The sequence below is a fragment of the Streptomyces gottesmaniae genome, assembly GCF_031845845.1.
GTDB lineage: Bacteria > Actinomycetota > Actinomycetes > Streptomycetales > Streptomycetaceae > Streptomyces > Streptomyces akebiae.
The window spans coordinates 162,833-185,001 of record NZ_JAVRFJ010000012.1 but is presented as its reverse complement, the minus strand read 5'-3'; the positions used below and the strand labels follow the sequence as shown (position 1 = coordinate 185,001).

The following is a 22,169-nucleotide window of genomic DNA, read 5'->3' as shown; positions in this document are numbered from 1 at the left end:
GTCACTGCTCCTGCTGGTGCTGCCGGGTCGGGGGGAAGTCTGCGGTATCCGTGGTGTGTACGGCGAGTGTCCGGTCCGGATTCAGCCGTACGACGATGTGGCGGCGCCAAGCCGTGTCGTCGCGCTCGGCGCGGTCCTCGCGCCAGTGGCAGCCGCGGGTCTCCTCGCGCAGCCGGGCGGCGGCGACCAGGACACGGGCCACGCACAGGAGGTTGGTGGTCTCCCAGGTGTCGACGCCGGGCTCGGCCGTCTTGCCGTTCTCGGCGAGGGCGTCGCGGGCCTGGGCGTGCAGTCGGTCCAGGGCCGCCGCGGCGGTGGCCAGGGACGCCTCGGAGCGCAGTACGCCGGCGCCCTCGGTCATGGTCCGCTGGATCGCGAACCGTATCTCCGGGGCGAGCAGCGGGTGCGCGGGCTGCTCCGCGTGCGGGACGGGCTGGGGCACGCGCGCGTGGAGGCCGTTCTCGGCGTGGGCCGAGGCGATGTCGGCGACGATGCGCTCGGCGTAGACCAGGCCCTCCAGGAGGGAGTTGGAGGCGAGCCGGTTGGCGCCGTGGACGCCGGTGCAGGCGACCTCTCCGCAGGCGTACAGGCCGGGCACGGTGGTGCGGCCGTGGGAGTCGGTGCGGACGCCGCCGGAGGCGTAGTGGGCGGCCGGGGCGACCGGGATGGGCTCGGTGACCGGGTCGAGGCCGTGGGCGCGGCAGGCGGCGAGGATCGTCGGGAAGCGGTGCTCCCACATGTGCGCGCCGAAGTGCCGGGCATCCAGGTACATGTGTTCGGCGCCCTGTTCCTGCATGCGGCGCATGATGCCCTTGGCGACGATGTCCCGGGGCGCCAGCTCGGCCAGTTCGTGCTGGCCGAGCATGAAGCGGGTGCCGTCGGCGTCGACCAGGTGGGCGCCCTCGCCGCGCACGGCCTCGGAGACCAGGGGCTGCTGGCCCTCCGCGTCCGCGCCGAGGAACAGCACGGTCGGGTGGAACTGCACGAATTCGAGGTCGGAGACCTCCGCGCCCGCGCGCAGGGCGAGGGCCACGCCGTCGCCCGTCGACACCGACGGGTTGGTGGTCGCCGAGAAGACCTGGCCCATGCCGCCCGTCGCGAGGACGACCGCGGGGGCGTGCACGGCTCCCACGCCGTCGTGCTGGCCCTCGCCCATGACGTGCAGGGTGACTCCGGCGGTGCGGCCGTCGGCGTCCGTCAGCAGGTCCAGGACGAGCGCGTTCTCCACGGTCCGCACGCCACGCGCGCGTACGGCCTCGACGAGGGCCCGGGAGATCTCCGCGCCGGTGGCGTCGCCGCCCGCGTGGGCGATGCGACGGCGGTGGTGGCCGCCCTCGCGGGTCAGCTCCAGGCCACCCTCCTCCGACTCGTCGAAGTGGGCGCCGGTCGCAATCAGCCGGCGTACGGCGTCGGGTCCCTCGGTGACGAGGAGCCGTACGGCCTCCTCGTCGCACAGGCCCGCGCCTGCCACCAGGGTGTCGTCCTGGTGCTGCTCGGGGGTGTCACCCTCGCCGAGGGCCGCGGCGATGCCGCCCTGGGCCCAGCGGGTGGAGCCGTCGTCGAGGCGGGCCTTGGTGACGACGACCGTGCGCAGGCCGGCGGCCTCGCAGCGCAGCGCGGCGGTGAGGCCGGCCACGCCCGAACCGACGACCACGACGTCGGCGTCGATGGACCAGCCCGGTGCGGGCGCGTGCAGTCGTATGCCTGTGCTGGTCACGAGGCGGCTCCGAAGGTCAGGGGGATGTTGTCGATCAGCCGGGTCGTCCCCACCCGGGCCGCGACGGCGAGGACGGCTTCACCGGTGAAGTCGTCGGGGATGTCGGTGAAGTCGGACGGGTCGACCAGGGCCAGGTAGTCCAGGACGATCGGCGGCTTCATGCGCAGGGCCTCGTCGAGGACCAGCCGGGCGGCGGCGCGGACGGCGGCCGGGCCGCCGGGGGCCGACTTGGCCATGGCGTGCGCGTCGGCGGCCGCGCGGGACTCGCCGATCGCGCTCAGGGCCTCGGCACGCGCGCGGGTGGCGGGCACCTCGCGGGCACGTGCGCGCAGCGCCTCCTGCGCGGCGTGCCGGTCGCGGCCGGCGAACAGTGCCTGGGAGAGCGCCAGGGCGGTGCGGCGCTCCTCGGTGGACAGGTACCGGTTGCGGCTGGACAGGGCCAGGCCGTCGGCCTCGCGGACCGTCGGGACGCCCACGATCTCCATGCCGAAGTTCAGGTCCCGGACCATGCGGCGGATCAGGGCGAGCTGCTGGGCGTCCTTCTGGCCGTAGAGCGCCACGTCGGGGCGGGTGAGGTGGAGGAGCTTGGCGACGACGGTGAGCATGCCGTCGAAGTGCCCGGGGCGGGAGGCGCCCTCCAGGCGTTCCCCCATGGGGCCGGCGGTGATCCGGACCTGGGGTTCGCCGCCCGGGTAGACCTCCTCCACGGACGGGGCGAACACCACGTCGGCGCCCGACTGTTCGGCGAGCTTGACGTCGGCGTCCAGGGTGCGCGGATAGCGGTCGAGGTCCTCGCCGGCGCCGAACTGGAGGGGGTTGACGAAGACGGTCACGACGACCTCGCCCGTGCCGCCGGCGATCTCGCGCGCGGTGCGGATCAGGGTGGCGTGCCCCTCGTGCAGGGCGCCCATGGTCATCACGACGGCGCGGCGTCCCGCACGCGCGCGTGCGTGCAGTTCGTCGGCGGTGCGCAGCACGGTGATCGTCATCGGGCGTCCCCTTCGGTCCCGTCGGTCCCGCCCGCTCCGGCGGTGCGGTCCAGGCCGCCCGCGAGCACCCCGAGCAGGTCCTCGGCCAGCTCCGGCTTGAGCAGGCCGTGGGCGAGGGCCCGGTCGGCGGTCGCGCGGGCCATCGCCAGATATCCGGCGACGGTGGCCGGGGCGTGCGCGCGCAGCTCGGCGACGTGGGCGGCGACCGTGCCCGCGTCCCCGCGCGCGACGGGGCCGGTGAGGGCCGCGTCGCCCGACCTGAGGGCGTTGTCCAGGGCGGCGCCGAGCAGCGGGCCGAGCATGCGGTCGGGGGCGGTGACCCCGGCCGTGCGCAGCAGCTCCATGGACTGGGCGACCAGGGTCACCAGGTGGTTGGCACCCAGGGCGAGGGCCGCGTGGTAGAGCGGGCGGTTCTCCTCGGCGATCCACTCGGGCTCGCCGCCCATCTCGATCACCAGCGCCTCGGCGGCCATCCGCAGCTCGTCCGGGGCGGTGACCCCGAAGGAGCACCCGGCGAGCCGCTGCACGTCGACCGCGGTCCCCGTGAACGTCATCGCGGGGTGCAGCGCCAGTGGCAGCGCCCCGGCCCGCAGCGCCGGGTCCAGCACCTTCGCGCCGTACCGCCCGGAGGTGTGCACGAGGAGTTGCCCCGGCCGTACGGAACCGGTCTCCGCGAGGCCCTCGACCAGCCCCGGCAGGGCGTCGTCGGGGACGGTCAGCAGGACCAGGTCGGCGTGGCCCAGCACATCGGCGGGGGACATCAGCGGGACGTCGGGCAGCAGCTCGGCCGCCCGCCGCCGGGAGGCGTCGGAGACGCCGGACACGGCCACCGGCCGATGACCCGCCAGCTGGAGCGACGCCGCCAGCGCGGGGCCGACCCGGCCGGCGCCGACGACACCGACGGTGAGCCGCGCGGGGCGGTCCTTCGGCTCTGGCTGCTGGAATGTACTCACTCGGTGGTGGCCTTCCCGTTCCAGTCCGCTCTGGGTACCGGACGATTTCTCGTCATGTTAACGCGATTGGTTCGAGCGGCGTCCGGTTGTCCACAGGCTGTGGGCGGTCGCGGCTCGTTCGCGCAGGTCGCGTCGACCGTCCGGGGTCGTGGGCCGCCCGGCGCGAAATCGGGTGCCGGGCCGGACGGTCCGGGGAGATGATCCCAGGATGAGCGAAGCGGCGGTGAAGCGGTACGAGCGGCGGCAGGTCGCCCATCGGGCGGCCGAGCGGGTGCTGGCCCGGACGAGTGCGCTGGCGACGGTGCGGGAGCGCCTGGCGCTGCTGGACGCGGCCGGAGACGTGTACGACCTGGACCGGACCGCCGACATGTACGGCAACGGGGTCGTCGAGACGCTGGAGGAGCGGACCGCCGCGCTGCTCGGCACGGAGGCGGCCGCGTTCTTCCCGACCGGCACGATGGCCCAGCAGGTGGCGCTGCGCTGCTGGGCGGCCCGCACCGGGAACCCGGCCGTCGCCCTGCACGCCCTCTCCCACCCCGAGATGCACGAGCGACATGCGTTCAGCCAGGTCAGCGGGTTGCGTCCGGTGCGGCTGACCAGCGAGCCGAGACAGCCGACCGCCGAGGAGGTACGCGGTCTCGAAGAGCCCTTCGGGACGCTGATGCTCGAACTGCCCCTCCGGGAGGCCGGGTTCCTGCTCCCCTCCTGGGAGGAGCTGGAGGAGGTCACCGGGGCGGCACGCACGCGGGAGGCGGTGGTCCACTTCGACGGGGCCCGGCTGTGGGAGTCCACCGCTCACTTCGGCCGCACCGTCGACGAGATCGCGGCCCTCGCCGACAGCGTCTACGTGTCGTACTACAAGTCGCTCGGGGCCTACGGCGGTGCCGCGATCGCCGGCCCCGCCGCGCTGATCGAGGAGGCGAAGGCCTGGCGGCACCGGTACGGCGGGCAGCTCTTCCAGCAGTTCCCCACCGCCCTGTCGGCCCTCGTCGGCCTGGAGCGCGAGTTGCCCCGGCTGCCGGAGTACGTCCGCCACGCGCGCGTGGTCGCCGCCGCGCTGCGCGAGGGGTTCGCCGCGGCGGGGGTGCCTTGGGCCCGGGTGCATCCCGAGGAGCCCCACACCCACGAGTTCCAGGTCTGGCTGCCGTACGAGGTCGACGTGGCCGCGGAGGCCGCGGTCCGGCAGGGCGAGCAGACCGACGCGCTGCTCTTCGCCCGCGCGTGGGACCGGGGCGGGCCGGGGCTGGCCGTCACGGAGATCGAGGTGCGGGCCGCGGCGCTGGAGTGGACGGCGGACGACGTCCGCGGGGCCGTGGCGGACTTCGTGTCTCTGGTGGAGAAGGTGGCCCGCGAATAGGTCCGAACAGGCCCGACGGGCCCGCCGGACGGGACGTCGGCCGGGTGACGTAGGTGGTGGCAGGGGCGGTGTCAGTGGTCGGGGGGACCATGGGGGCATGAGTGTGCGCATCGACATCACCGGGCTGCGGCGGGAGAAGGTGGCCGTCGTGCCCTCGCCGCTGGCCGAGCTCGGCATGGCGCTGCACGTGCTGTCGGAGCCCGGCCACCACCCGGGCCTCCAGGGCTGGGTGACGGGGGTGACCGCTCGGCTCGACGCGCATCTCGCCGACCGGATGTCCGAGGCGGACTTCCTGTGGCGTACGTCGTTCTCGGACCTGTTCATGCCCTGCGCCGGGATCCCCGGCCGGGACACCCTCCCCGGCACGACGCTCGCCGACGACCTCGATCTGCTGGACAAACTGACGGACGACCAGTTCGTCGACGCGGGGCTGGAGTTCGTCTGCTCCCCCGGGTACGCGTACGACTCGCGGCGCCCCGGCCCGCTGGCGGACGCGGAGATGCGGCGCCGCGCCCTGGAGCTGGCGGCCGCGCGCGGCCCGCTGCAACTGCGGTTCGCCCGGCGGCTGCTGGCGGACCCGCCCGGGGTGCGGGCCTGGCTGCGGCAGTTCCTGGAGGACTGCGACGCGGCCTTCTTCGCGGAGACCTGGTCGCGGCTGTGCCACCCGCTCGCGGCGGACGCCCGCCACAAGAGCGAGCTGCTGCGGCACAAGGGGCTCGCCGAGGCGTTGGGTGCCGTGTCGCCCTCCCTGACCCTGGACGGCGTGGGCGGGGCGGCGGGGCGGATCGTGGTGGACAAGCTGATCGAGGGCCGTACGCACACGGGTGACGGCGGCCTGCTGCTCGTGCCGACCAGTCTGGGCCGGCCCCATCTCACCGTCCTGCACCGGTTCGGGTGGCAGCCGGTGATCCAGTACCCCGTGAGCGCCGCCGAGCCCGCCGCCCCGCTCACGGTCGAGCAGCTCGCGCTGCGCATGACGGCGCTGGCCCACCCCGTCCGTATGCGCCTGTGCCGCAATCTGGCCCGCAGCGCGAACACCACGGGAGAGCTGGCCCAGATGCTCGGCATGACCCCGCCGGAGATATCCCGGCACCTGGCCGTGCTCAAGAAGGCAGGCCTCCTGACGACGCGCCGCCGGGGCCGGTACGTGCTCCACCAGCTGGACGTGGCGGTGGTGGCCCGGCTGGGGAGCGACTTCCTGGAGGGACTGCTCAGGTGACCGGCCGAGCCGGTCGTGCCGTACGCCGACCGCCTCGGCGCACGCGGCCCACCCCAGCCGTGGCCGCCCGCCTCAGCCGTGGCCGCCCGCCCGCACCAGCCCGGTCTCGTACGCCAGGACGACCACCTGGACGCGGTCCCGTAGGCCCAGCTTGGTGAGGATGCGGCCGACGTGGGTCTTCACCGTGGCCTCGGAGAGGACGAGGCGGGCGGCGATCTCGCCGTTGGAGAGGCCCTGGGCGACGAGGATCATGACCTCGCGCTCGCGTTCCGTGAGGCGCTCCAGCTCCTTGTGCTTGGGTTCCGTGCCGGTGCTCGGGAGCATCGGGGCGAACCGGTCGAGCAGGCGCCGCGTGGTGGACGGCGCGACGACGGCGTCGCCGCTGTGCACGGCACGGATCGCGGCGAGCAGTTCACCGGGCGGCACGTCCTTGAGCATGAAGCCGGACGCGCCCGCCTTCAGCCCGGAGAAGGCGTACTCGTCGAGATCGAAGGTCGTCAGGATGAGCACCTTGGGCGGGTCGGGCTCCGCGCAGATACGCCGGGTGGCCTCGACGCCGTCCAGCTTCGGCATCCGGACGTCCATGAGGACCACGTCCACCTCGGTCGACCGTACGACCTGGAGGGCCTCGACGCCGTCGCCCGCCTCCGCCACGACCTCCATGTCCGGCTGGGCCGCCAGCACCATCCGGAACCCGGTGCGCAGCAGCACCTGGTCGTCGACGAGCATTACGCGGATCGCCATCGGGTCCTCTTCCGTCCACAGATTCAGATGTCGTATGTCAGATACACAGGTCGGATACACAAGCCAGGTGTCACAGGTCGGATGCCACGGGTCGGATGTCGGCGTCCACAGGTGTCAGCCGCCGGCACGACCGTGTCACCGTGTCAGAGCGCGGGTTTCAGGGGCAGCAGGGCGCTGATCCGGAAGCCGCCGCCGGGGCGGGGGCCCGCGTCCAGCGTGCCGCCGACCATACCGACGCGCTCCCGCATCCCGATGAGGCCGTGCCCCTGGCCGTCGGCGCCGCCCTCCTCGTACAGCTCGTGGGGCGCGCCCTTGCCGTCGTCCTCGACGAGCAGACCGAGGCCGTCGTCGAAGTAGACCAGCCGGACACTCGCACCGGCGTTCGGTCCGCCGTGCTTGCGGGTGTTGGTGAGGGCCTCCTGCACGATGCGGTACGCCGTCAGCTCCACCCCGCTGGGCAGCGGGCGCGGGGTGCCCTCGATCTTGAAGTCGACGGGCAGCCCGGCCACCCGGCACTGCTCGACCAGGTCGTCGATCTGGTCGACGTCGGGCTGCGGTACGTACTCGCCGACCTCCTTGTGCTCACCGGTGCGCAGCACGCCCAGCAGCCGGCGCATCTCGGCGAGTGCCTGGCGGCCGGTGGAGGAGATCGTCTCCAGGGCCTTCTTCGCCTGGTCGGGGGCCGCGTCGAGGACGTACGCGGCACCGTCGGCCTGGACGACCATCACGGACACGTTGTGCGCGACCACGTCGTGCAGTTCACGGGCGATCCGGGCGCGCTCGGCGGCGACCGCGACCTTGGCCTGCGCCTCACGCTCCTTCTCCAGGCGGGCGGCGCGCTCCTCCAGCTGCGCGAAGTACGCGCGGCGGGTGCGCAGCGAGTCGCCGAGCACCCAGGCCAGGGCGAAGGGCACGGTCAGGAACAGCGCGAGCACCGCGTTGCCCATCGTGCTCGTGTCCTCCACGGTCCAGCGCAGCTGTCCCAGCGACGCCGCGCACAGGCCGCCGCCCAGGGCGAACCAGGAGGCCCAGCGGGCGCCGTTCGCCGCGACCGTGTAGATGACCACGAGCATCGCGAAGTCGGCCGGGATTCTCGGCACGTCGAGGATCAGCTGCGCGATGCCCGCCGCGGCGGCCAGCATCAGCATCTTCTCGGGCATACGGCGGCGCAGGGCGATCGACAGACAGAGCACCAGCGAGATCACCACGAACGCGGTCTCGTTCGTGTCGGTCTCGTAGTCCGGATCGATCGCTCCGCCGACCAGCGTCACCGCGAGCAGGACGACGGCCCAGAAGCTGTCGACCCATGTCGGGTGTCGGCGGAGGAAGTCATAGAGGCGCTGCACGTAACCCAGCGTAGGGAAGCGGGCGGTGTGCCCGGGTCAACCGGAGGGCCGATCCATGACTGGGGCATGTACTCCCCAAGGTGGAGGCGGCGTTAGCCGTTCCGCTTAGCCTGGCGTGATGACGCGCTCCTGGCTGACCGCGGCCCAGGAGGCCCTCTACGGGCCCCACGGCTTCTATCTGCGGCCGGAAGGGCCCGCCGGACACTTCCGGACCTCCGTGCACGCCTCGCCCCTCTACGCGGCCGCCGTGGCGCGGCTGCTGTGCCGGGTGGACGAGGCGTTGGGGCGGCCCGGCGAGCTGGCCTTCGTGGACCTGGGGGCCGGGCGCGGCGAGCTGGTGAGCGGGGTCGTGGACGCGCTCCCCGCCGAGGTGTCGTCCCGCACGCGCGCGTACGCCGTCGAACTGGCCGACCGGCCCCCTGGTCTGGATCACCGCATCGAGTGGGCCGCCGAGCCGCCGAAGGGGGTCTCGGGGCTGCTGTTCGCCAACGAATGGCTGGACAACGTGCCCGTGGAGGTCGTCGAGGTGGACGCGGCGGGCGTGGCACGGCTGGTGCTCGTACGGGAGGACGGCGCCGAGACGCTGGGGGCGCCCGTCGGCGGGGCCGAGGCCGAGTGGCTGGACCGGTGGTGGCCACTCGCCCCGGAGGAGGGGCTGCGGGCCGAGGTCGGGCTGCCCCGGGACCGGGCGTGGGCCGCCGCCGTCGCGGGCGTCGGGCGGGGCCTCGCCGTCGCCGTCGACTACGCGCACCTCGCCGGCTCCCGGCCCCCCTTCGGGACGCTCACCGGATTCCGGGACGGACGGGAGACCACGCCGGTCCCGGACGGGTCGTGCGACATCACCGCGCATGTGGCCCTGGACGCGTGCGCGCTGCCGGGCGCCCGGCTGCTCACCCAGCGGGAGGCCCTGCGCGCCCTCGGGGTCACCGGCGGCCGTCCACCGCTCTCCCTGGCGACCACCGACCCGGCGGCGTACGTACGGGCCCTCGCGGGCGCGGGCGAGGCCGCCGAGCTGACCGCTCCGGGGGGCCTGGGCGACTTCGGCTGGCTGCTGCAGCCGGTCGGGATCCCGGACCCGCTCGCCCGCGAGGCCCCCTAGGGACCCGCCCAGGGCCCGCCCTACTTGTCGATGTCGCCCACCACGAAGAACAGCGAGCCCAGGATCGCCACCATGTCGGCCACCAGCGTCCCCGGCAGCAGTTCCGTGAGGGCCTGGATGTTGTTGTACGAGGCGGAGCGGAGCTTGAGGCGGTAGGGGGTCTTCTCGCCCTTGCTGACGAGGTAGTAGCCGTTGATGCCGAGGGGGTTCTCGGTCCAGGCGTAGGTGTGCCCCTCGGGGGCCTTGAGGACCTTCGGCAGGCGCTGGTTGACGGGACCGGGCGGGAGGTCGGCCAGACGGTCCAGACAGGCGTCGGCGAGGGCGAGGGAGTTGTGGGTCTGCTCCAGCAGGCACTCGAAGCGGGCGAGGCAGTCGCCCTCGTCCCGGGTGACGACCCGAAGGACGTCCTGGAGCTCGCCGTACGCCAGATACGGCTCGTCGCGCCGCAGGTCGAAGTCGACGCCGGAGGCGCGGGCGATGGGGCCGCTGACCCCGTACGCGTGCACGGCCTGAGGGGAGAGGACGCCCACGTCCCGGGTGCGGCCCCGGAAGATCTCGTTGCCGAGCACCAGGTCGTCGAAGACGTCCATACGGGAGCGGACGTCGGCGACGGCCGCACGCGCGCGTGCGGTCCACCCCGCCGGCAGGTCCTCCTTCAGACCGCCCACCCGGTTGAACATGTAGTGCATCCGCCCGCCGGAGATCTCCTCCATGACGTTCTGGAGCTCCTCGCGCTCCCGGAAGGCGTAGAACACCGGGGTGATGCCGCCGAGCTCCAACGGATACGAGCCGAGGAACATCAAGTGGTTCAGGACCCGGTTCAGCTCGGCGAGGAGCGTGCGCATCCAGACCGCCCGCTCGGGGACCTCCATACCGAGCATGCGTTCGACGCCGAGGACGACGCCGAGTTCGTTGGAGAAGGCGGAGAGCCAGTCGTGGCGATTGGCGAGCATGATGATCTGGCGGTAGTCACGCGCCTCGAAGAGTTTCTCCGCACCCCGGTGCATATAGCCGATGACCGGCTCGGCGTGCTGGATGCGCTCACCGTCGAGGACCAGCCGCAGCCGCAGCACACCGTGCGTGGACGGATGCTGCGGACCGATGTTCAGCACCATGTCCGTGCTCTCGGCGGCACCGCCGATACCGACCGTCGTCTCTCGGGTCTCCGTCGGGGGAGTCATGGACACAGTCTGTCGTACGTACGCTGGCGGAATGGAGACGGGGACCTTGGAGGACGGCGCCGAGCGCGCGGGGGACGAGCCGGTCTGGACGGGACTGCCGCCCGGGCTGCTGCGGATGAGGCGGCTGTTGCTGGCGGTGTGGCTGGTGCCGATCACCGTCGGTACGGCCGTCCTGCCGGGCTGGCTGGCGGGGCCGCCCTGGGCGGCGTTCGCGCTCCTGCCCCTGGGACTGCTGCTCTGGGGGTGGCCGATGCTGGGCCGCAACTGGCGGTCGTGGCGGTACGCCGAACGGGCCGACGACCTGTTGATCAGCCGGGGTGTGCTCTGGCGCGAGGAGACCGTCGTGCCGTACGGGCGCATGCAGCTGGTCGAGGTGACCTCCGGTCCCGTCGAGCGGCACTTCAACCTGGCGAGCGTGCAGCTGCACACGGCCGCGGCAGCCACGGACGCCCGCATCCCGGGCCTCGACCCGGCCGAGGCCGAACGGCTGCGCGACCACCTCACCCAGCTGGGCGAAGCCCGATCGGCAGGGCTGTGACGGTGACGGCACAGGACGCGGACGGCGCGCTGGGGGACGGCTCGGCACCGGCGGACGGCGCGGTGAGGGACGAGACCGGACGGGCGGACGCCGTGGCGGGGGCGGAGGCCATACCGGTGGACGGCCCGGCAGGAGCGGAGGCCGTACCGGTGGACGGCGCCGCGGGGGCGGAGAAACCGGTCGTCGAGCATCGGCTGCACCCGGTGACGCCGTTGCGGCGCGCCTGGGCACCGGTGGCGGTGCTGATCGGGTGGGGGGTGCACGATCCGGACGGCGCGCAGCGGCAGCTGATGCGGCTCGACACGACGACCCTGTGGATCGGGCTCGCGGTGTTCGTTCCGGCCGCCGCCCTCTATGGCTTCCTGACCTGGTGGTTCACCCACTTCGCGGTGACCGACAGCGAACTGCGCATCCGTACCGGACTGGTGTTCCGCCGCACCGCCCACATCCGTCTCGAACGCATTCAGGCCATCGACGTCACCCGCCCGCTGCTGGCCCGGATCGCGGGCGTCGCCAAACTCAAACTCGACGTCGTCGGCACCGACAAGAAGGACGAGCTGGCCTATCTCGGCGAGGCGCACGCCGGCGCTCTGCGGGCCGAACTCCTGGCCCGCGCGGCCGGTTTCGCGCCGGACACCGCGCACGAGGTCGGCGAGGCGCCCGTACGGCAGTTGCTGAGGGTGCCGGCGGGCGTGCTGGCCATGTCCCTCGTCCTGACCGGCGCGACCTGGTGGACCCTCGTGGCCGCGGTCGTCGTGCCGTCCGTGCTGTGGTTCGCCACGGAGAGCGTGTGGACCGTGCTCGCGACCGCGCTGCCGCTGCTCGGCGCGGCCGGGGCGAGCAGCGTGGGGCGGTTCGTCGGGGAGTACGACTGGACGGTCGGCGACTCCCCCGACGGGCTCCGCATCGACCACGGGCTCCTCGACCGGTCCCACGAGACGGTCCCGCCCGGCCGCGTGCAGACCGTGCGCGTCGTCGAACCGCTGCTGTGGCGGCGCCGCGGGTGGGTCCGGGTCGAGCTGGACGTGGCGGGCTCGACCAACTCCGTTCTCCTGCCCGTCGCGCCGCGTGAGGTGGCCGGGTCGGTCATCGCGCGGGTGCTGCCGGGGGTGAGCGTGCCGGACGCGACGGCCCTCGTACGGCCGCCGGGGCGGGCGCGGTGGTGCGTGCCGTGGTGGTGGCGGGGGTACGGCCTGGCCGTCAGCGACGCGGTGTTCGCGGCGCGGCACGGGCTGCTGCGGCGCCGGCTCGACCTCGTCCCGCATGCGAAGGTGCAGAGCGTACGGCTGTCACAGGGGCCCTGGAAGCGGTACAAGGGGCTCGCCGATGTCCACGTCGACACCGGCGCCAACAAGACGGTGACGGCGCGACTGCGCGACGCGGGCGAGGCGGCGGCCCTGCTGCGGGCCCAGGCGGAACGGTCACGGACGGGACGGCGGGAGGCGCTGCCGGACCGGTGGATGGCGTAGGGCGCGTCAGGGGTCCGTCTCGCCACCAGGGCCCGCCGGGTGGCGACACGGTCGCCCGGGCCGCCCGCCGGGAGAGGTCAGGCGGCCGAAGGGACGGCACCAGGCCCGCGGTCGGCGCGGGCCGGTGACTGGTGCGGCACTAGGACGCCGCCGTGCGCAAACCCTGTACGTCGATCTGTTCCGTTTCGTCGTGCGCTGTGAGGTCGATGACCTGGCCGATCCCTCGGGAGGCCTCGTCGACGCGCTTGAACTGGGACTCGGACTCGGCCTTGTGAAGCGCGAGGGCCTCCTGACCGACCACGTCGGCGAGGTCCTCGTTCTGCACGGCCTCCAGGGCGTCCGCCGCCTTCTGCGTACCGAAGAAGTCGAACCCTCCCTCCACGGCCGTCCGCCGCTGCGGCGCCGCCGGAACGACCGCCACGGCGGTGGGCACCGTGAAGTGACCGGCCGGCGGAAGGGCGGCCAGCGGCGCCGGAGCCACCGGCTCCGTCTGCTGTCCCTGTCCCGCACGCCCCGCGGGCTCCACGCGGGTCAACTCCCCCACGTCCGTGGACCTGACCGGTGCGGTCACGACGGGGACGGGGCCGCCGGCCGCGCGCTCATGCCCCCGGTCCGCCACCGACCTCCCCACCGCGTCGCCCTCCTCGGCGGTGAGCACCGGAACCGGCTCCTCCTCCGCCTCGGCGGAACGTCCCTGCCGAGTGCCCCCGTCCGTCGGCCCGTCCGGGTCACCCTTGGGAGAAGGGCCCTTCGGGGAACCACCCTTCGCTTCCTCGCCCTTGGCCGTCACATCGGCGAACTCGGCGGATTCGGCGGATTCGGCGGACTGAGTGTGCTCGGTGGACTCGGACGACGTCGGACCGTCGACGGGCGTCTCGACCGACTCATCCACCGACTCATCCGCCGACCCGTCCGCCGACTCATCGACGGACTCATCGACCTGCTGGTCCGCGGAGCCACCGAGGGACTCATCAGCACCCTCACCAGCAGGCTCGGCGCCTTCGGACTCGGTGCCCTCGAACTCGGAGCCCTCGGGCTCGAAGTCCTCGGACGCGCTCTCCTCCACGGCCTCGGCCGCCACGGGCTCGGCGTCACCCTCGTCGTCCGCCTCGCCAACAGCCCCGGCCTTCTCACTCGGCACCGAGCCCCGCTGGGTGATGATCCGGTCCAACGCCGAGTTCGCACGCAGGAAGAGCGACGAACCGGCCGGCGAGAACACCGAGGGGACCGACTTCTCCGCCTCCGCGTCCGCCTCCGCACCCGAGCCGGCACCGCCACCGGCACCCGCCTCGCCCGTCGTCCCCTGCTCCGCCACCCTCGCCGCCGCGGCCTTGGACGCCGTCTCCCACGAGGCCCAGGGCGCCCCCGGCGAGGGAACCCCCTGCGGCGGCACCGTCGAGGTCCGGGACACCGCCGTGGTCTTGTCACCGTCGCCCTCGGCGTCGCCGTTGCCCGCGTCCGCACCGGACGCCGGCAACGCCCGTGCGTCCTCGGGTACGGTCGCCTCGATCTCCAGCAGGCGGCGGCCCTCCAGGGCGCTCGCCCGCTCGGTCTCGGCGGTGGCATAACGCCGCAGCAGCGCCGCGTGCTCGTTGCGGAGGTTGGCCAGTTCGGTGCGCTTGGCGCGGAGCTTGTGCTCCAGCTTGGTGCGCAGCTCACGGGACTCGTCGAGGTCGGTCTCCAGTTCGGCGACCTTCTCCTCGTGACGCCACTCGTCGCTCGCCCGCGCGCGCGTGAGATCGGCGACGCGTTTGCCCGCCTCGACGTCCCAACGGCGCATGACCGCCGCGCCCACGGCCGCGGTCGCCGCCGCGACGGCGGCGGTGACCCGGAGCACCGCCGGCTCGGAGAACATCCATGGCCCAAGGGCGCAGACGAGCGAGACGCCTGCGATCGCCGTGGGGGGCAGCAGCCTGTGCAGAGGCGGTGAATGGCGGTGACGTCCACGTGGCATGGCCAGAAACTTACCGCGCGTAGGCGAATGATGGTGCCCCGGGCCGCAAAAACTCAGCCGCCCCTCTCACCTCTCACAAGCCTTCACCAGCTTCCTCCCCGCCGGTGCGCCAATGCGCCCACCGGCGGCTCCTGCACTGGATCAACCCCATTGAATCCGGATACACCTTGGCCGCATCCGCCCCTTTCCCCACCGGTGAATTCGACGAATTGCCGAACCCGCCGCCGAACCGTTACCGAAGTCGCCACCGCCCCGTCGCCGGACCGTGATCGCCCGCTCCTCACGACGCCGCACCGCCCGCTATCGGCCACCCCCACCGACCGCTTCACCGACCGCTTCACCGACCGCTTCACCGACCGCTCCACCGACCGCTCCACCGACCGCTTCACCGACCGCTTCATCGATGGCTTCACCGGCCGACTTCACCGGTCGCTCAACCGCCCGCTGATCCACTGCAACGTCGCCGGGATCTCCCGGCGCCACGTGTTGAAGTTGTGCCCACCGCTGTCGAGGATGATCGACGAGATCCGCGTCGGCCGCATCTCCTTCACCTGTTCGATGAACTTCAGGGTGGCCTTGTAGTTGGTCTCCCCCTGTTTGCTGCTGGTGACCAGCAGAGAGGTGTCCGGCGCCGGACGGTGCCTCAGATACCAGAACAGGTCAGCCTCGTTCCGCAGCGTCTTGTTCCCTTGGAAGAGATCACCGGTCGTCGGGTCGATCGGCGCCTTGTAGTACGGCGACAGGCCCGCGCCTGCGGCGAACACCCGAGGGTGGTGCATGGCGAGTTTCAGCGCGCAGTAGCCACCGGTCGAGTCGCCGATGACACCCCAACTGCCGGGCTTCTTCCCGACCCTGTAGTGATGGCCCACGGCGTCCGGCAGATCCCTGGCGAAGAACGTCTCCGTCTGCGGCCCGCCCGGGACGTCCACGCACTCGGTGTCACGCGGTGGCGCCACGGTCGGCCGCATCATGACCAGGATCATGGGCTGCGCCTTCCCGTCCCTGGCCAACGCGTGGGCCGTCTGCGGAAAATGGAGACCCTTGATGAGCGCCTCGGCGGTGCCCGGGTAGCCGGTGAGGACGACCGCGGCGGGGAAGCTGCGGGTGCGGTACCGGGGCTGGAAGTACTCCGGCGGCAGATACACGTACGCCGGGCTCGCGATCCGGCTCGTACGGCCGACGATCTCGACCTTCTGGATCTGGCCGCCGACCGTGGGACGGCCGCCGCCCGCCACGTTCACCTGCTGGGTGTCGACGACCCGCAACGGGCCCCCCGTCTCGACCCCGTCGTGGTCGACGACCACACCCTGCCCGGTCTCCCTGCCGAGAAGGTCGGCCCAGCTGGCGTAGAAACCGAAGGCCTGGTTGGCGGCGAGGCCGACCGACACGAAGACGGCGACCTGCGTGGCCAGCAGTACGACGATCCGACCGCCGACCGCTCTCCATCCGCGTCGGGCCAACCGCGGCCACAGCCACACCGTGCCGATGAACAGCAGAACGGCGGACAGTACCGCCAAGGCCAGCACCTTGTTGCTCGTAAGACCCATCGGGTTGTCCCCCGCCGACCTTTCTTTCCTTGTCTTTCCCTGCCCTTTGGTTCAGCTTTCCGATGGAGAGTGAACCTCCCCCGCCAAGGCACCGTCCTAGAGGGCGCAATGTCGCCGGATGCCGGAAAAGGCACCGGATCCAAGCTCTCTCGCGGAACTACGGGATGCGATGTCTGTCAGGACAGATGGGGAAATGTCGGGTGGGGTTCCGATCCGGTCGGACCGACTCGCGCCGAGCGCCGACCGGCGGCCGAAAGGCGCACGCCGGGGCGCGGTGCATGGCGCACTGCGCGGCGTGCTGCGCGGCCCGCGCCCCGAGGCCGTACCCGCCCTGGTCGCCAGGGCCTGCACACTCGTCGGGCTCGTGGACATCGCCGCGGGGGTGTTCCCCCGCTTCCGCAACAGCCGGATGCACACGCTGGCCGAGGTGCTCCCCGGTGCGCTCGGCCCGTTCGCGGCGGCCCTCTCCCTGAGCGCCGGCGTCCTGCTGCTGCTCCTCGCCCACGGGTTGCGCCGGCGCAAGCGGCGGGCCTGGCGGGCGGCCGTGGTCCTGCTCCCGGCCGGGGCGATCGCCCAGTTCACCTACCGTCACTCGCTCGTCGGCGTGCTCGTCTCGCTCGCGCTGCTGATCCCGCTGCTGCGGCACCGCGACGAGTTCCGCGCCCTGCCCGACCCCACCAGCCGCTGGCGGGCACTGGCCAACTTCGTGCTGATGGGCGCCGGTTCGATCGTCCTCGGGCTGGTCGTCGTGAGCGCCCACCCCGGACGCATGGTCGGCGACCCGAGCCTCGCCGACCGGCTCGAACACGTCATCTACGGCCTGTTCGGCTTCGAGGGCCCGGTCGACTACGCCGGCACCACGTCCTGGACGGTGGCCTTCTCCCTCGGCGCCCTCGGTCTGCTGACCGCCATCACCACCATCTACCTGGCCTTCCGCCCCGAACACCCGGCGGCCCGCCTCACCGACGACGACGAGACACAACTGCGCGCCCTGCTCGACAAACACGGCGGCCGCGACTCGCTCGGCCACTTCGCGCTCCGCCGCGACAAGGCGGTCGTCTTCTCCCCGAGCGGCAAGGCGGCGGTGACGTACCGCGTCGTCTCCGGGGTGATGCTCGCCAGCGGCGACCCGATCGGCGACGTCGAGGCCTGGCCCGGCGCGATCGAACGCTTCATGGACGAGGCGAAGGCGCACTCCTGGACCCCGGCCGTCATGGGCTGCTCGGAGACCGGCGCGGAGGTCTGGACCCGGGAGACCGGCCTGGACGCCCTCGAACTGGGCGACGAGGCGGTGGTGGACGTCGCGGATTTCTCCCTCACCGGACGTGCGATGCGCAACGTACGTCAAATGGTGAAGCGCATCGAGCGCCTCGGTTACGAGACCCGGGTACGGCGCGTCCGTGACCTCGGTGAGGCCGAGCTGGACCGGATCCGCCGGGCCGCCGAGGACTGGCGCGGCACCGACACCGAGCGCGGCTTCTCGATGGCGCTCGGCCGCGTCGGCGACCCGGCCGACGGGGACTGCCTCATCGCCACCGCGCACAAGGCCGACGAACTCCCCGGCCCGTACGGCGATCTCAAGGCCGTACTGCACTTCGTGCCCTGGGGTCCGGACGGCGCCTCCCTGGACCTGATGCGCCGCGACCGCTCCGCCGATCCCGGCATGAACGAACTCCTCATCGTGGCGACCCTCCAGGCGGCCCCCCGTCTGGGCGTCCGGCAGGTCTCCCTGAACTTCGCGATGTTCCGCTCGGCCCTGGCCCGCGGCGAGAAGATCGGCGCGGGCCCGGTCCTGCGGGCATGGCGCGGCCTGCTGGTCTTCCTCTCGCGCTGGTTCCAGATCGAGTCGCTCTACAAGTTCAACGCCAAGTTCCGCCCCCGCTGGGAACCCCGTTTCGTCGTCTACGCCGCCTCCCGCGACCTCCCCCGCATCGGCCTGGCCGCCATGCAGGCCGAGGGCTTCGTGAATCTCGCCCTGCCCCGCCTGCCGCTCCGCCGCACGAAGGCTCCGGCCCCCTGCGCCCACGCGGTGCGCTCCGCGGAACAGCCGGCGCGCACCGCCGCGTGAAGGGTGCGGCCCGCCCACGGCGGGTCGCACCACCCGCACCCGCGCGGCGCTACACCGCCCGCGCGGCCCCGCCATTGGTGTCGTCGTCCTCCGGGAGTTTGCAGACGCGCTCCAGGAAGAAGGCGGCCACTATGACGCCGACGCCCGCGAGGACGGAGAAGCCGGCGTAGATGGCCTGGTCACGACGGGCCGGGACCTCCAGGTACTCCAGGAGGAAGACGCCCACGCCGCCGTACATCCCGGCGACGAGAGCCGCGACGAGGGCGCTGGCCTGGCCGAAGACGACCGCGCGGGCCGCCATCAGGGGGTCGACGCCCTTGGCCTCGGGCCGCCGCTCCCGCTGGGCCTTGAGCCGGCTGCGCAGGGACAGCGCGGTGGCCGTCAGGACGGCGGCGATCAGGGCGAGCACGATGGGGGCGGCCAGCGGGACGCTCGGCAGGGTGTCCACCGAGTTCCACAGCCGGGCGCCCGCCCAGGACAGCACCCCCGCCACCACGAACACCGCGGCCAGCGTCCTGATGCGCAGCTCTTTCACGATGCCCCTTCGACGAGCCCGATGGTCCACGGAGGCCGGCCCCACGGCGCCGGGTGGTCGGCCCGGCCGGTGGTGCCGACGGTGCGTCGGGGATGGTCCCGACCCGGTAGACCTTAACGACTACTCGGGCAGGTGGAGTTCCAGGTCGGCGCGGGGCGACACACCCTCACGGGTGATGCCGTCGAGGAGCAGGGCGACCGGACCGCGGCCGACGAGCTGAGCCTCCGGCTCCACGTCGTGCCACGGCGCGAGGACGAAGGCCCTCTCGTGCGCCCGTGGGTGCGGCAGGGTCAGTACCGGGTCGTCGGAGACGACATCCGCGTACGACACGATGTCGACGTCCAGCGTGCGCGGGCCCCAACGCTCGTCCCGCACCCGGTGGAAGGCCTCCTCCACCGCCTGGGCCCGCTCCAGCAGCGAGGAGGGCGGGAGGGTGGTCTTCAGGACCACCACGGCGTTGAAGTACGAGGGCTGGCTGCCCGGGGCCACCCCCCACGGCTCGGTCTCGTACACCGGGGACACGGCCTTGACGCGGACGCCCGGAGTGTCCTCCAGGGCGTCGACGGCACCCTGGAGGTTCTCCAGCCGGTTGCCCAGGTTGGAGCCGATGGAGATCACGGCTCGGCGGGGGTTGTGCAGGGTCGTGTCGGCCTCGTCCACCTTCTGCACGACGGAGGCCGGCACCGGCTGAACGGTCGGGTCGCTCTGACCCGCGGTGAAGAACGCGGTCATACTCGGCTCCGGGTGATGGTGACGGTCACGTCGTCGAAGGGGACCGTGATCGGCGCGTTCGGTTTGTGCACGCTGACCTCGGCCTCCCGCACTCCCTCGTGCCTCAGGCACGCCTGCGCGATGCGCTCGGCGAGGGTCTCGATGAGATTCACCGGCTCGCCCTCCACGAGGGCGACGACCTCCTCCGCCACGATCCCGTAGTGCACGGTCTTCGCCAGGTCGTCGTCGGCCGCGGCCGGCCTGGTGTCCAGGCCGAGCGTGAGGTCCACGACGAAGGTCTGGCCCTCCTCACGCTCGTGCGGGAACACCCCGTGGTACCCACGGGCCCTGAGGCCGCGCAGCGCGACACGATCCACGCGAATCACTCCTGCAGTCGTCGGGAACGGCCGATGTCCTCCGTGCCGTCCGAGCACGGTCGGCACACCGGCCACCTTCGAATCTACCTGCGGGCACTGACAGCGCTCACCTGCGGAAGCCCCGATTCCACTCCCGTACGGACAGGGTTCATCGAGCGTTTCCCCAGGCAACGCGACGGCTCACGGGTCGGAAACCGCCCCTACCCGCGCCCCCGTGTTCCCAATCACCCCTTGGGCCTCGCGGATCGCCCGCCCACTCAGGAAGGTGACTCCTCGCCCTCGTCGTCATCGGATTCCGTCAGGACCGGGGAACCGTGGTGCGACCAGAGCTTCCAGCCGTCGGATGTGCGACGGAACACATTCGTGGCGACCACCAGCTGCCCCACGAGCGGCCCCAGCTCGTCACTGCCGTCCGGCGCCGGGCCCCCGCTGAGGATGTTCTCGGTGCAGCTGACGAGCGCGGTGTCGCCGGTGACCGACACATGCACATCGGTGAGGAAGAACTGGATGTACTCCGTGTTCGCCATGATCAGCGCGTACGACCGCAGCACCTCGCCGCGCCCGGTGAGCACCGGCCAGCCGGGGTGGACGCAGGAGATCACGCCGGTCTCGGCGGGGTCGTGGTACTCCTCGTCCACGCCCACGTCGGCCGGGGCCAGCCAGAGCGAGGAGAGCGTCTCGAAGTCGCCCTGTTCCATGGCCTCGTAGAAGGCCCGGTTGGCGAGTTCGACCTGTTCGACGTCGGTGTGGGGAGCGCTCACCGCTCCCGGGCCCCTTCGATGGCGCGGGTCACACGGACCGCGTCGGCGGTGGCGCGGACCTCGTGCACACGGACCGCCCAGGCGCCCTGCTGTGCGGCCAGGGCCGACACGGCGGCCGTGGCGGCGTCCCGTTCCCGTGCGGGCGGCGGGGCGCCCTCGGAGCCCGCCAGCACCCGGCCGAGGAACCGCTTGCGGGAGGCGGCGACCAGCAGGGGGTGGCCGAGGCCGTGCAGCCGGTCGAGGTGCGCGAGGAGGGCGAGGTCGTGCTCGGCGTCCTTGGAGAAGCCCAGACCCGGGTCGACGACGATCCGGTCCGCCGCGACACCGCCCTCCAGGACGGCCGCCACGCGCGCGTGGAGCTCCTCCAGCACCTCGGTGACGACGTCGTCGTAGACGCCCCGGACGTTGCCGCCCTCCAGGAAGCCGCGCCAGTGCATCACCACGAACGGGGCGCCGGCGTCGGCGACCACCGGGATCATCGCGGGATCGGCCAGTCCGCCGCTGACGTCGTTGACGAGGGCGGCTCCGGCGGCGAGGGCCTGTTCGGCCACGGACGCGCGCATGGTGTCCACGGAGACGGTCACACCCTCGGAGGCCAGCCCCCGGACGACCGGGACGACTCTGCGCAGTTCCTCCGACTCGTCGACACGGGCGGCACCGGGACGGGTCGACTCACCGCCGACGTCCACCAGGTCCGCGCCCTCCCCGACCATGTCCAGCCCGTGCTTGACCGCCGCCGTGGTGTCGAAGAAACGGCCGCCGTCGGAGAAGGAGTCCGGGGTGACATTGACGACGCCCATGACCGCACAACGGTCCCACCGGGGCAATCCGGCCACCCACCCACGCCGGTTCTGCTTGCTCATGCGTCAAGCCTAGGCCCCCGGCACCGGCCGTGGTCCGCCGCTCCCGACACCGGAGGAGGTCAGTGCGCCATGATGAGGCTCATCGCCTCGTTGCGGGTCGCCGCGTCCCTGAGCTGGCCCCGCACCGCCGACGTTATGGTCTTCGCTCCGGGCTTGCGGATGCCCCGCATCGACATGCACATGTGCTCGCACTCCACGACCACGATCACACCGCGCGGCTCCAGGATCTCCATCAGCGAATCGGCGATCTGCGTGGTCATCCGCTCCTGCACCTGCGGGCGCCTGGCGTAGACGTCCACGAGCCGCGCCAGCTTCGACAGCCCGGTGATCTTTCCGCTGGTGGACGGGATGTATCCGACATGGGCGACGCCCCGGAACGGGACCAGGTGGTGTTCACAGGTGCTGTACACCTCGATGTCCTTCACCAGCACCATCTCGTCGTGACCGAGGTCGAACGTGGTGGTCAGCACATCCTCCGGCTGCTGCCACAGCCCCGCGAAGATCTCCTTGTACGCCCGCGCCACCCGCCCCGGCGTCTCCCGGAGCCCCTCTCGGTCGGGGTCCTCGCCGACGGCGATCAGCAGTTCCCGTACGGCGTTCTCGGCGCGCTTCTCGTCGAACTCGCCGATGGTGCCCTCGCCGTCCAGCGTCACGGGGTCGGTCATGTCGTGCCTCGCTCCTGCGCCTGTGACACGTACGGATGACGCGTCTCGTCCTCGGCCTTCTTGCGGCCCTTTTTCG

At 72.6% G+C, this 22,169-nt stretch carries 20 protein-coding genes; 6 read left to right on the top strand and 14 right to left on the bottom strand.

Annotated features, from left to right (window positions below; all coding sequences use genetic code 11):
- Position 1: 1 nt before the first annotated feature.
- From RM704_RS16175 to RM704_RS16165, 3 genes are read right to left on the bottom strand one after another with little or no spacing between them, the layout of a single operon-like run.
- A complete protein-coding gene (locus RM704_RS16175) occupies positions 2 to 1,717 on the bottom strand; it encodes an L-aspartate oxidase (RefSeq protein WP_033524717.1) in 1,716 nt (571 codons plus the stop codon).
- Positions 1,714 to 2,706 (bottom strand): pantoate--beta-alanine ligase, encoded by a 993-nt coding sequence (panC, locus tag RM704_RS16170; RefSeq protein ID WP_033524716.1) that lies wholly within the window; start codon positions 2,704 to 2,706, stop codon positions 1,714 to 1,716. The genes RM704_RS16175 and panC overlap by 4 nt, the downstream gene beginning before the upstream one ends.
- Entirely contained in the window at positions 2,703 to 3,659 is a 957-nt protein-coding gene (locus RM704_RS16165; RefSeq protein ID WP_033524715.1) for a Rossmann-like and DUF2520 domain-containing protein, read from the bottom strand. The genes panC and RM704_RS16165 overlap by 4 nt, the downstream gene beginning before the upstream one ends.
- Before the next feature lie 208 nt (positions 3,660 to 3,867).
- Here RM704_RS16165 and RM704_RS16160 point away from each other — a divergent pair, with 208 nt between their 5' ends.
- Together RM704_RS16160 and RM704_RS16155 are read left to right on the top strand one after the other, a co-directional pair.
- Positions 3,868 to 5,016, top strand: a complete 1,149-nt coding sequence (locus tag RM704_RS16160) for a threonine aldolase family protein (protein ID WP_033524714.1) — start codon at positions 3,868 to 3,870, stop codon at positions 5,014 to 5,016.
- 97 nt (positions 5,017 to 5,113) lie between these two features.
- Positions 5,114 to 6,235 (top strand): DUF5937 family protein, encoded by a 1,122-nt coding sequence (locus RM704_RS16155; protein ID WP_033524713.1) that lies wholly within the window; start codon positions 5,114 to 5,116, stop codon positions 6,233 to 6,235.
- Between the two features lie 72 nt (positions 6,236 to 6,307).
- Here RM704_RS16155 and RM704_RS16150 read toward each other — a convergent pair whose 3' ends face one another.
- Positions 6,308 to 6,979: a response regulator transcription factor gene (locus tag RM704_RS16150; protein WP_033524712.1), complete on the bottom strand. Its 672-nt coding sequence runs from the start codon at positions 6,977 to 6,979 to the stop codon at positions 6,308 to 6,310.
- A 143-nt stretch (positions 6,980 to 7,122) separates the two neighbouring features.
- Positions 7,123 to 8,325, bottom strand: coding sequence for a sensor histidine kinase (locus RM704_RS16145; RefSeq protein ID WP_033524711.1), 1,203 nt, complete (start codon positions 8,323 to 8,325; stop codon positions 7,123 to 7,125).
- 118 nt (positions 8,326 to 8,443) lie between these two features.
- Between RM704_RS16145 and RM704_RS16140 the strand changes: the two genes are divergently transcribed.
- Positions 8,444 to 9,424, top strand: coding sequence for an SAM-dependent methyltransferase (locus tag RM704_RS16140; RefSeq protein ID WP_033524710.1), 981 nt, complete (start codon positions 8,444 to 8,446; stop codon positions 9,422 to 9,424).
- A gap of 20 nt (positions 9,425 to 9,444) precedes the next feature.
- Here RM704_RS16140 and RM704_RS16135 read toward each other — a convergent pair whose 3' ends face one another.
- Positions 9,445 to 10,605 (bottom strand): NADH-quinone oxidoreductase subunit D, encoded by a 1,161-nt coding sequence (locus RM704_RS16135; RefSeq protein WP_033524709.1) that lies wholly within the window; start codon positions 10,603 to 10,605, stop codon positions 9,445 to 9,447.
- A 31-nt stretch (positions 10,606 to 10,636) separates the two neighbouring features.
- Here RM704_RS16135 and RM704_RS16130 point away from each other — a divergent pair, with 31 nt between their 5' ends.
- Positions 10,637 to 11,143: a PH domain-containing protein gene (locus RM704_RS16130; protein ID WP_033524708.1), complete on the top strand. Its 507-nt coding sequence runs from the start codon at positions 10,637 to 10,639 to the stop codon at positions 11,141 to 11,143.
- Complete coding sequence (locus RM704_RS16125; protein WP_438828919.1) at positions 11,140 to 12,612, top strand: PH domain-containing protein; 1,473 nt, start codon at positions 11,140 to 11,142, stop codon at positions 12,610 to 12,612. The genes RM704_RS16130 and RM704_RS16125 overlap by 4 nt, the downstream gene beginning before the upstream one ends.
- Before the next feature lie 139 nt (positions 12,613 to 12,751).
- On the opposite strand, the gene RM704_RS16120 is transcribed toward RM704_RS16125, so the two are convergent.
- A complete protein-coding gene (locus tag RM704_RS16120; protein ID WP_033524707.1) occupies positions 12,752 to 14,467 on the bottom strand; it encodes an ICP22 family protein in 1,716 nt (571 codons plus the stop codon).
- 521 nt (positions 14,468 to 14,988) lie between these two features.
- A complete protein-coding gene (locus RM704_RS16115) occupies positions 14,989 to 16,113 on the bottom strand; it encodes an alpha/beta hydrolase (protein WP_033524706.1) in 1,125 nt (374 codons plus the stop codon).
- 193 nt (positions 16,114 to 16,306) lie between these two features.
- On the opposite strand from RM704_RS16115, the gene RM704_RS16110 reads away from it, so the two are divergent.
- Complete coding sequence (locus RM704_RS16110) at positions 16,307 to 18,181, top strand: phosphatidylglycerol lysyltransferase domain-containing protein (RefSeq protein WP_078936893.1); 1,875 nt, start codon at positions 16,307 to 16,309, stop codon at positions 18,179 to 18,181.
- Positions 18,182 to 18,230: 49 nt separating this feature from the next.
- Here RM704_RS16110 and RM704_RS16105 read toward each other — a convergent pair whose 3' ends face one another.
- The 6 genes from RM704_RS16105 to folE form a co-directional block, all read right to left on the bottom strand.
- Entirely contained in the window at positions 18,231 to 18,716 is a 486-nt protein-coding gene (locus tag RM704_RS16105) for a DUF3180 domain-containing protein (protein WP_033524705.1), read from the bottom strand.
- A gap of 120 nt (positions 18,717 to 18,836) precedes the next feature.
- Positions 18,837 to 19,448, bottom strand: a complete 612-nt coding sequence (folK, locus tag RM704_RS16100; RefSeq protein WP_033524704.1) for a 2-amino-4-hydroxy-6-hydroxymethyldihydropteridine diphosphokinase — start codon at positions 19,446 to 19,448, stop codon at positions 18,837 to 18,839.
- Positions 19,445 to 19,804 (bottom strand): dihydroneopterin aldolase, encoded by a 360-nt coding sequence (gene folB, locus RM704_RS16095; protein ID WP_033524703.1) that lies wholly within the window; start codon positions 19,802 to 19,804, stop codon positions 19,445 to 19,447. Before folB ends, folK begins: the two co-directional genes overlap by 4 nt.
- 257 nt (positions 19,805 to 20,061) lie before the next feature.
- Entirely contained in the window at positions 20,062 to 20,565 is a 504-nt protein-coding gene (locus RM704_RS16090) for a nuclear transport factor 2 family protein (RefSeq protein ID WP_033524702.1), read from the bottom strand.
- Positions 20,562 to 21,428 carry a dihydropteroate synthase gene (gene folP / locus RM704_RS16085; RefSeq protein WP_033524701.1) on the bottom strand — a complete coding sequence of 289 codons (867 nt, stop codon included), beginning with the start codon at positions 21,426 to 21,428 and terminating at the stop codon, positions 20,562 to 20,564. Before folP ends, RM704_RS16090 begins: the two co-directional genes overlap by 4 nt.
- A gap of 59 nt (positions 21,429 to 21,487) precedes the next feature.
- Positions 21,488 to 22,093, bottom strand: a complete 606-nt coding sequence (gene folE / locus RM704_RS16080; protein ID WP_033524700.1) for a GTP cyclohydrolase I FolE — start codon at positions 22,091 to 22,093, stop codon at positions 21,488 to 21,490.
- Positions 22,094 to 22,169: the final 76 nt, after the last annotated feature.

Bases quoted from the DNA above. Each gene is read 5' to 3' on its own strand.
- folK (WP_033524704.1), bottom strand. From the start codon at position 19,448: ATGACCGCGTTCTTCACCGCGGGTCAGAGCGACCCGACCGTTCAGCCG.
- RM704_RS16130 (WP_033524708.1), top strand. From the start codon at position 10,637: ATGGAGACGGGGACCTTGGAGGACGGCGCCGAGCGCGCGGGGGACGAG.
- RM704_RS16120 (WP_033524707.1), bottom strand. From the start codon at position 14,467: ATGTTCTCCGAGCCGGCGGTGCTCCGGGTCACCGCCGCCGTCGCGGCG.
- panC (WP_033524716.1), bottom strand. From the start codon at position 2,706: ATGACGATCACCGTGCTGCGCACCGCCGACGAACTGCACGCACGCGCG.
- RM704_RS16155 (WP_033524713.1), top strand. From the start codon at position 5,114: ATGAGTGTGCGCATCGACATCACCGGGCTGCGGCGGGAGAAGGTGGCC.
- RM704_RS16150 (WP_033524712.1), bottom strand. From the start codon at position 6,979: ATGGCGATCCGCGTAATGCTCGTCGACGACCAGGTGCTGCTGCGCACC.
- folE (WP_033524700.1), bottom strand. From the start codon at position 22,093: ATGACCGACCCCGTGACGCTGGACGGCGAGGGCACCATCGGCGAGTTC.
- folP (WP_033524701.1), bottom strand. From the start codon at position 21,428: ATGAGCAAGCAGAACCGGCGTGGGTGGGTGGCCGGATTGCCCCGGTGG.
- RM704_RS16140 (WP_033524710.1), top strand. From the start codon at position 8,444: ATGACGCGCTCCTGGCTGACCGCGGCCCAGGAGGCCCTCTACGGGCCC.
- RM704_RS16160 (WP_033524714.1), top strand. From the start codon at position 3,868: ATGAGCGAAGCGGCGGTGAAGCGGTACGAGCGGCGGCAGGTCGCCCAT.
- RM704_RS16115 (WP_033524706.1), bottom strand. From the start codon at position 16,113: ATGGGTCTTACGAGCAACAAGGTGCTGGCCTTGGCGGTACTGTCCGCC.
- RM704_RS16110 (WP_078936893.1), top strand. From the start codon at position 16,307: ATGTCGGGTGGGGTTCCGATCCGGTCGGACCGACTCGCGCCGAGCGCC.
- RM704_RS16135 (WP_033524709.1), bottom strand. From the start codon at position 10,605: ATGACTCCCCCGACGGAGACCCGAGAGACGACGGTCGGTATCGGCGGT.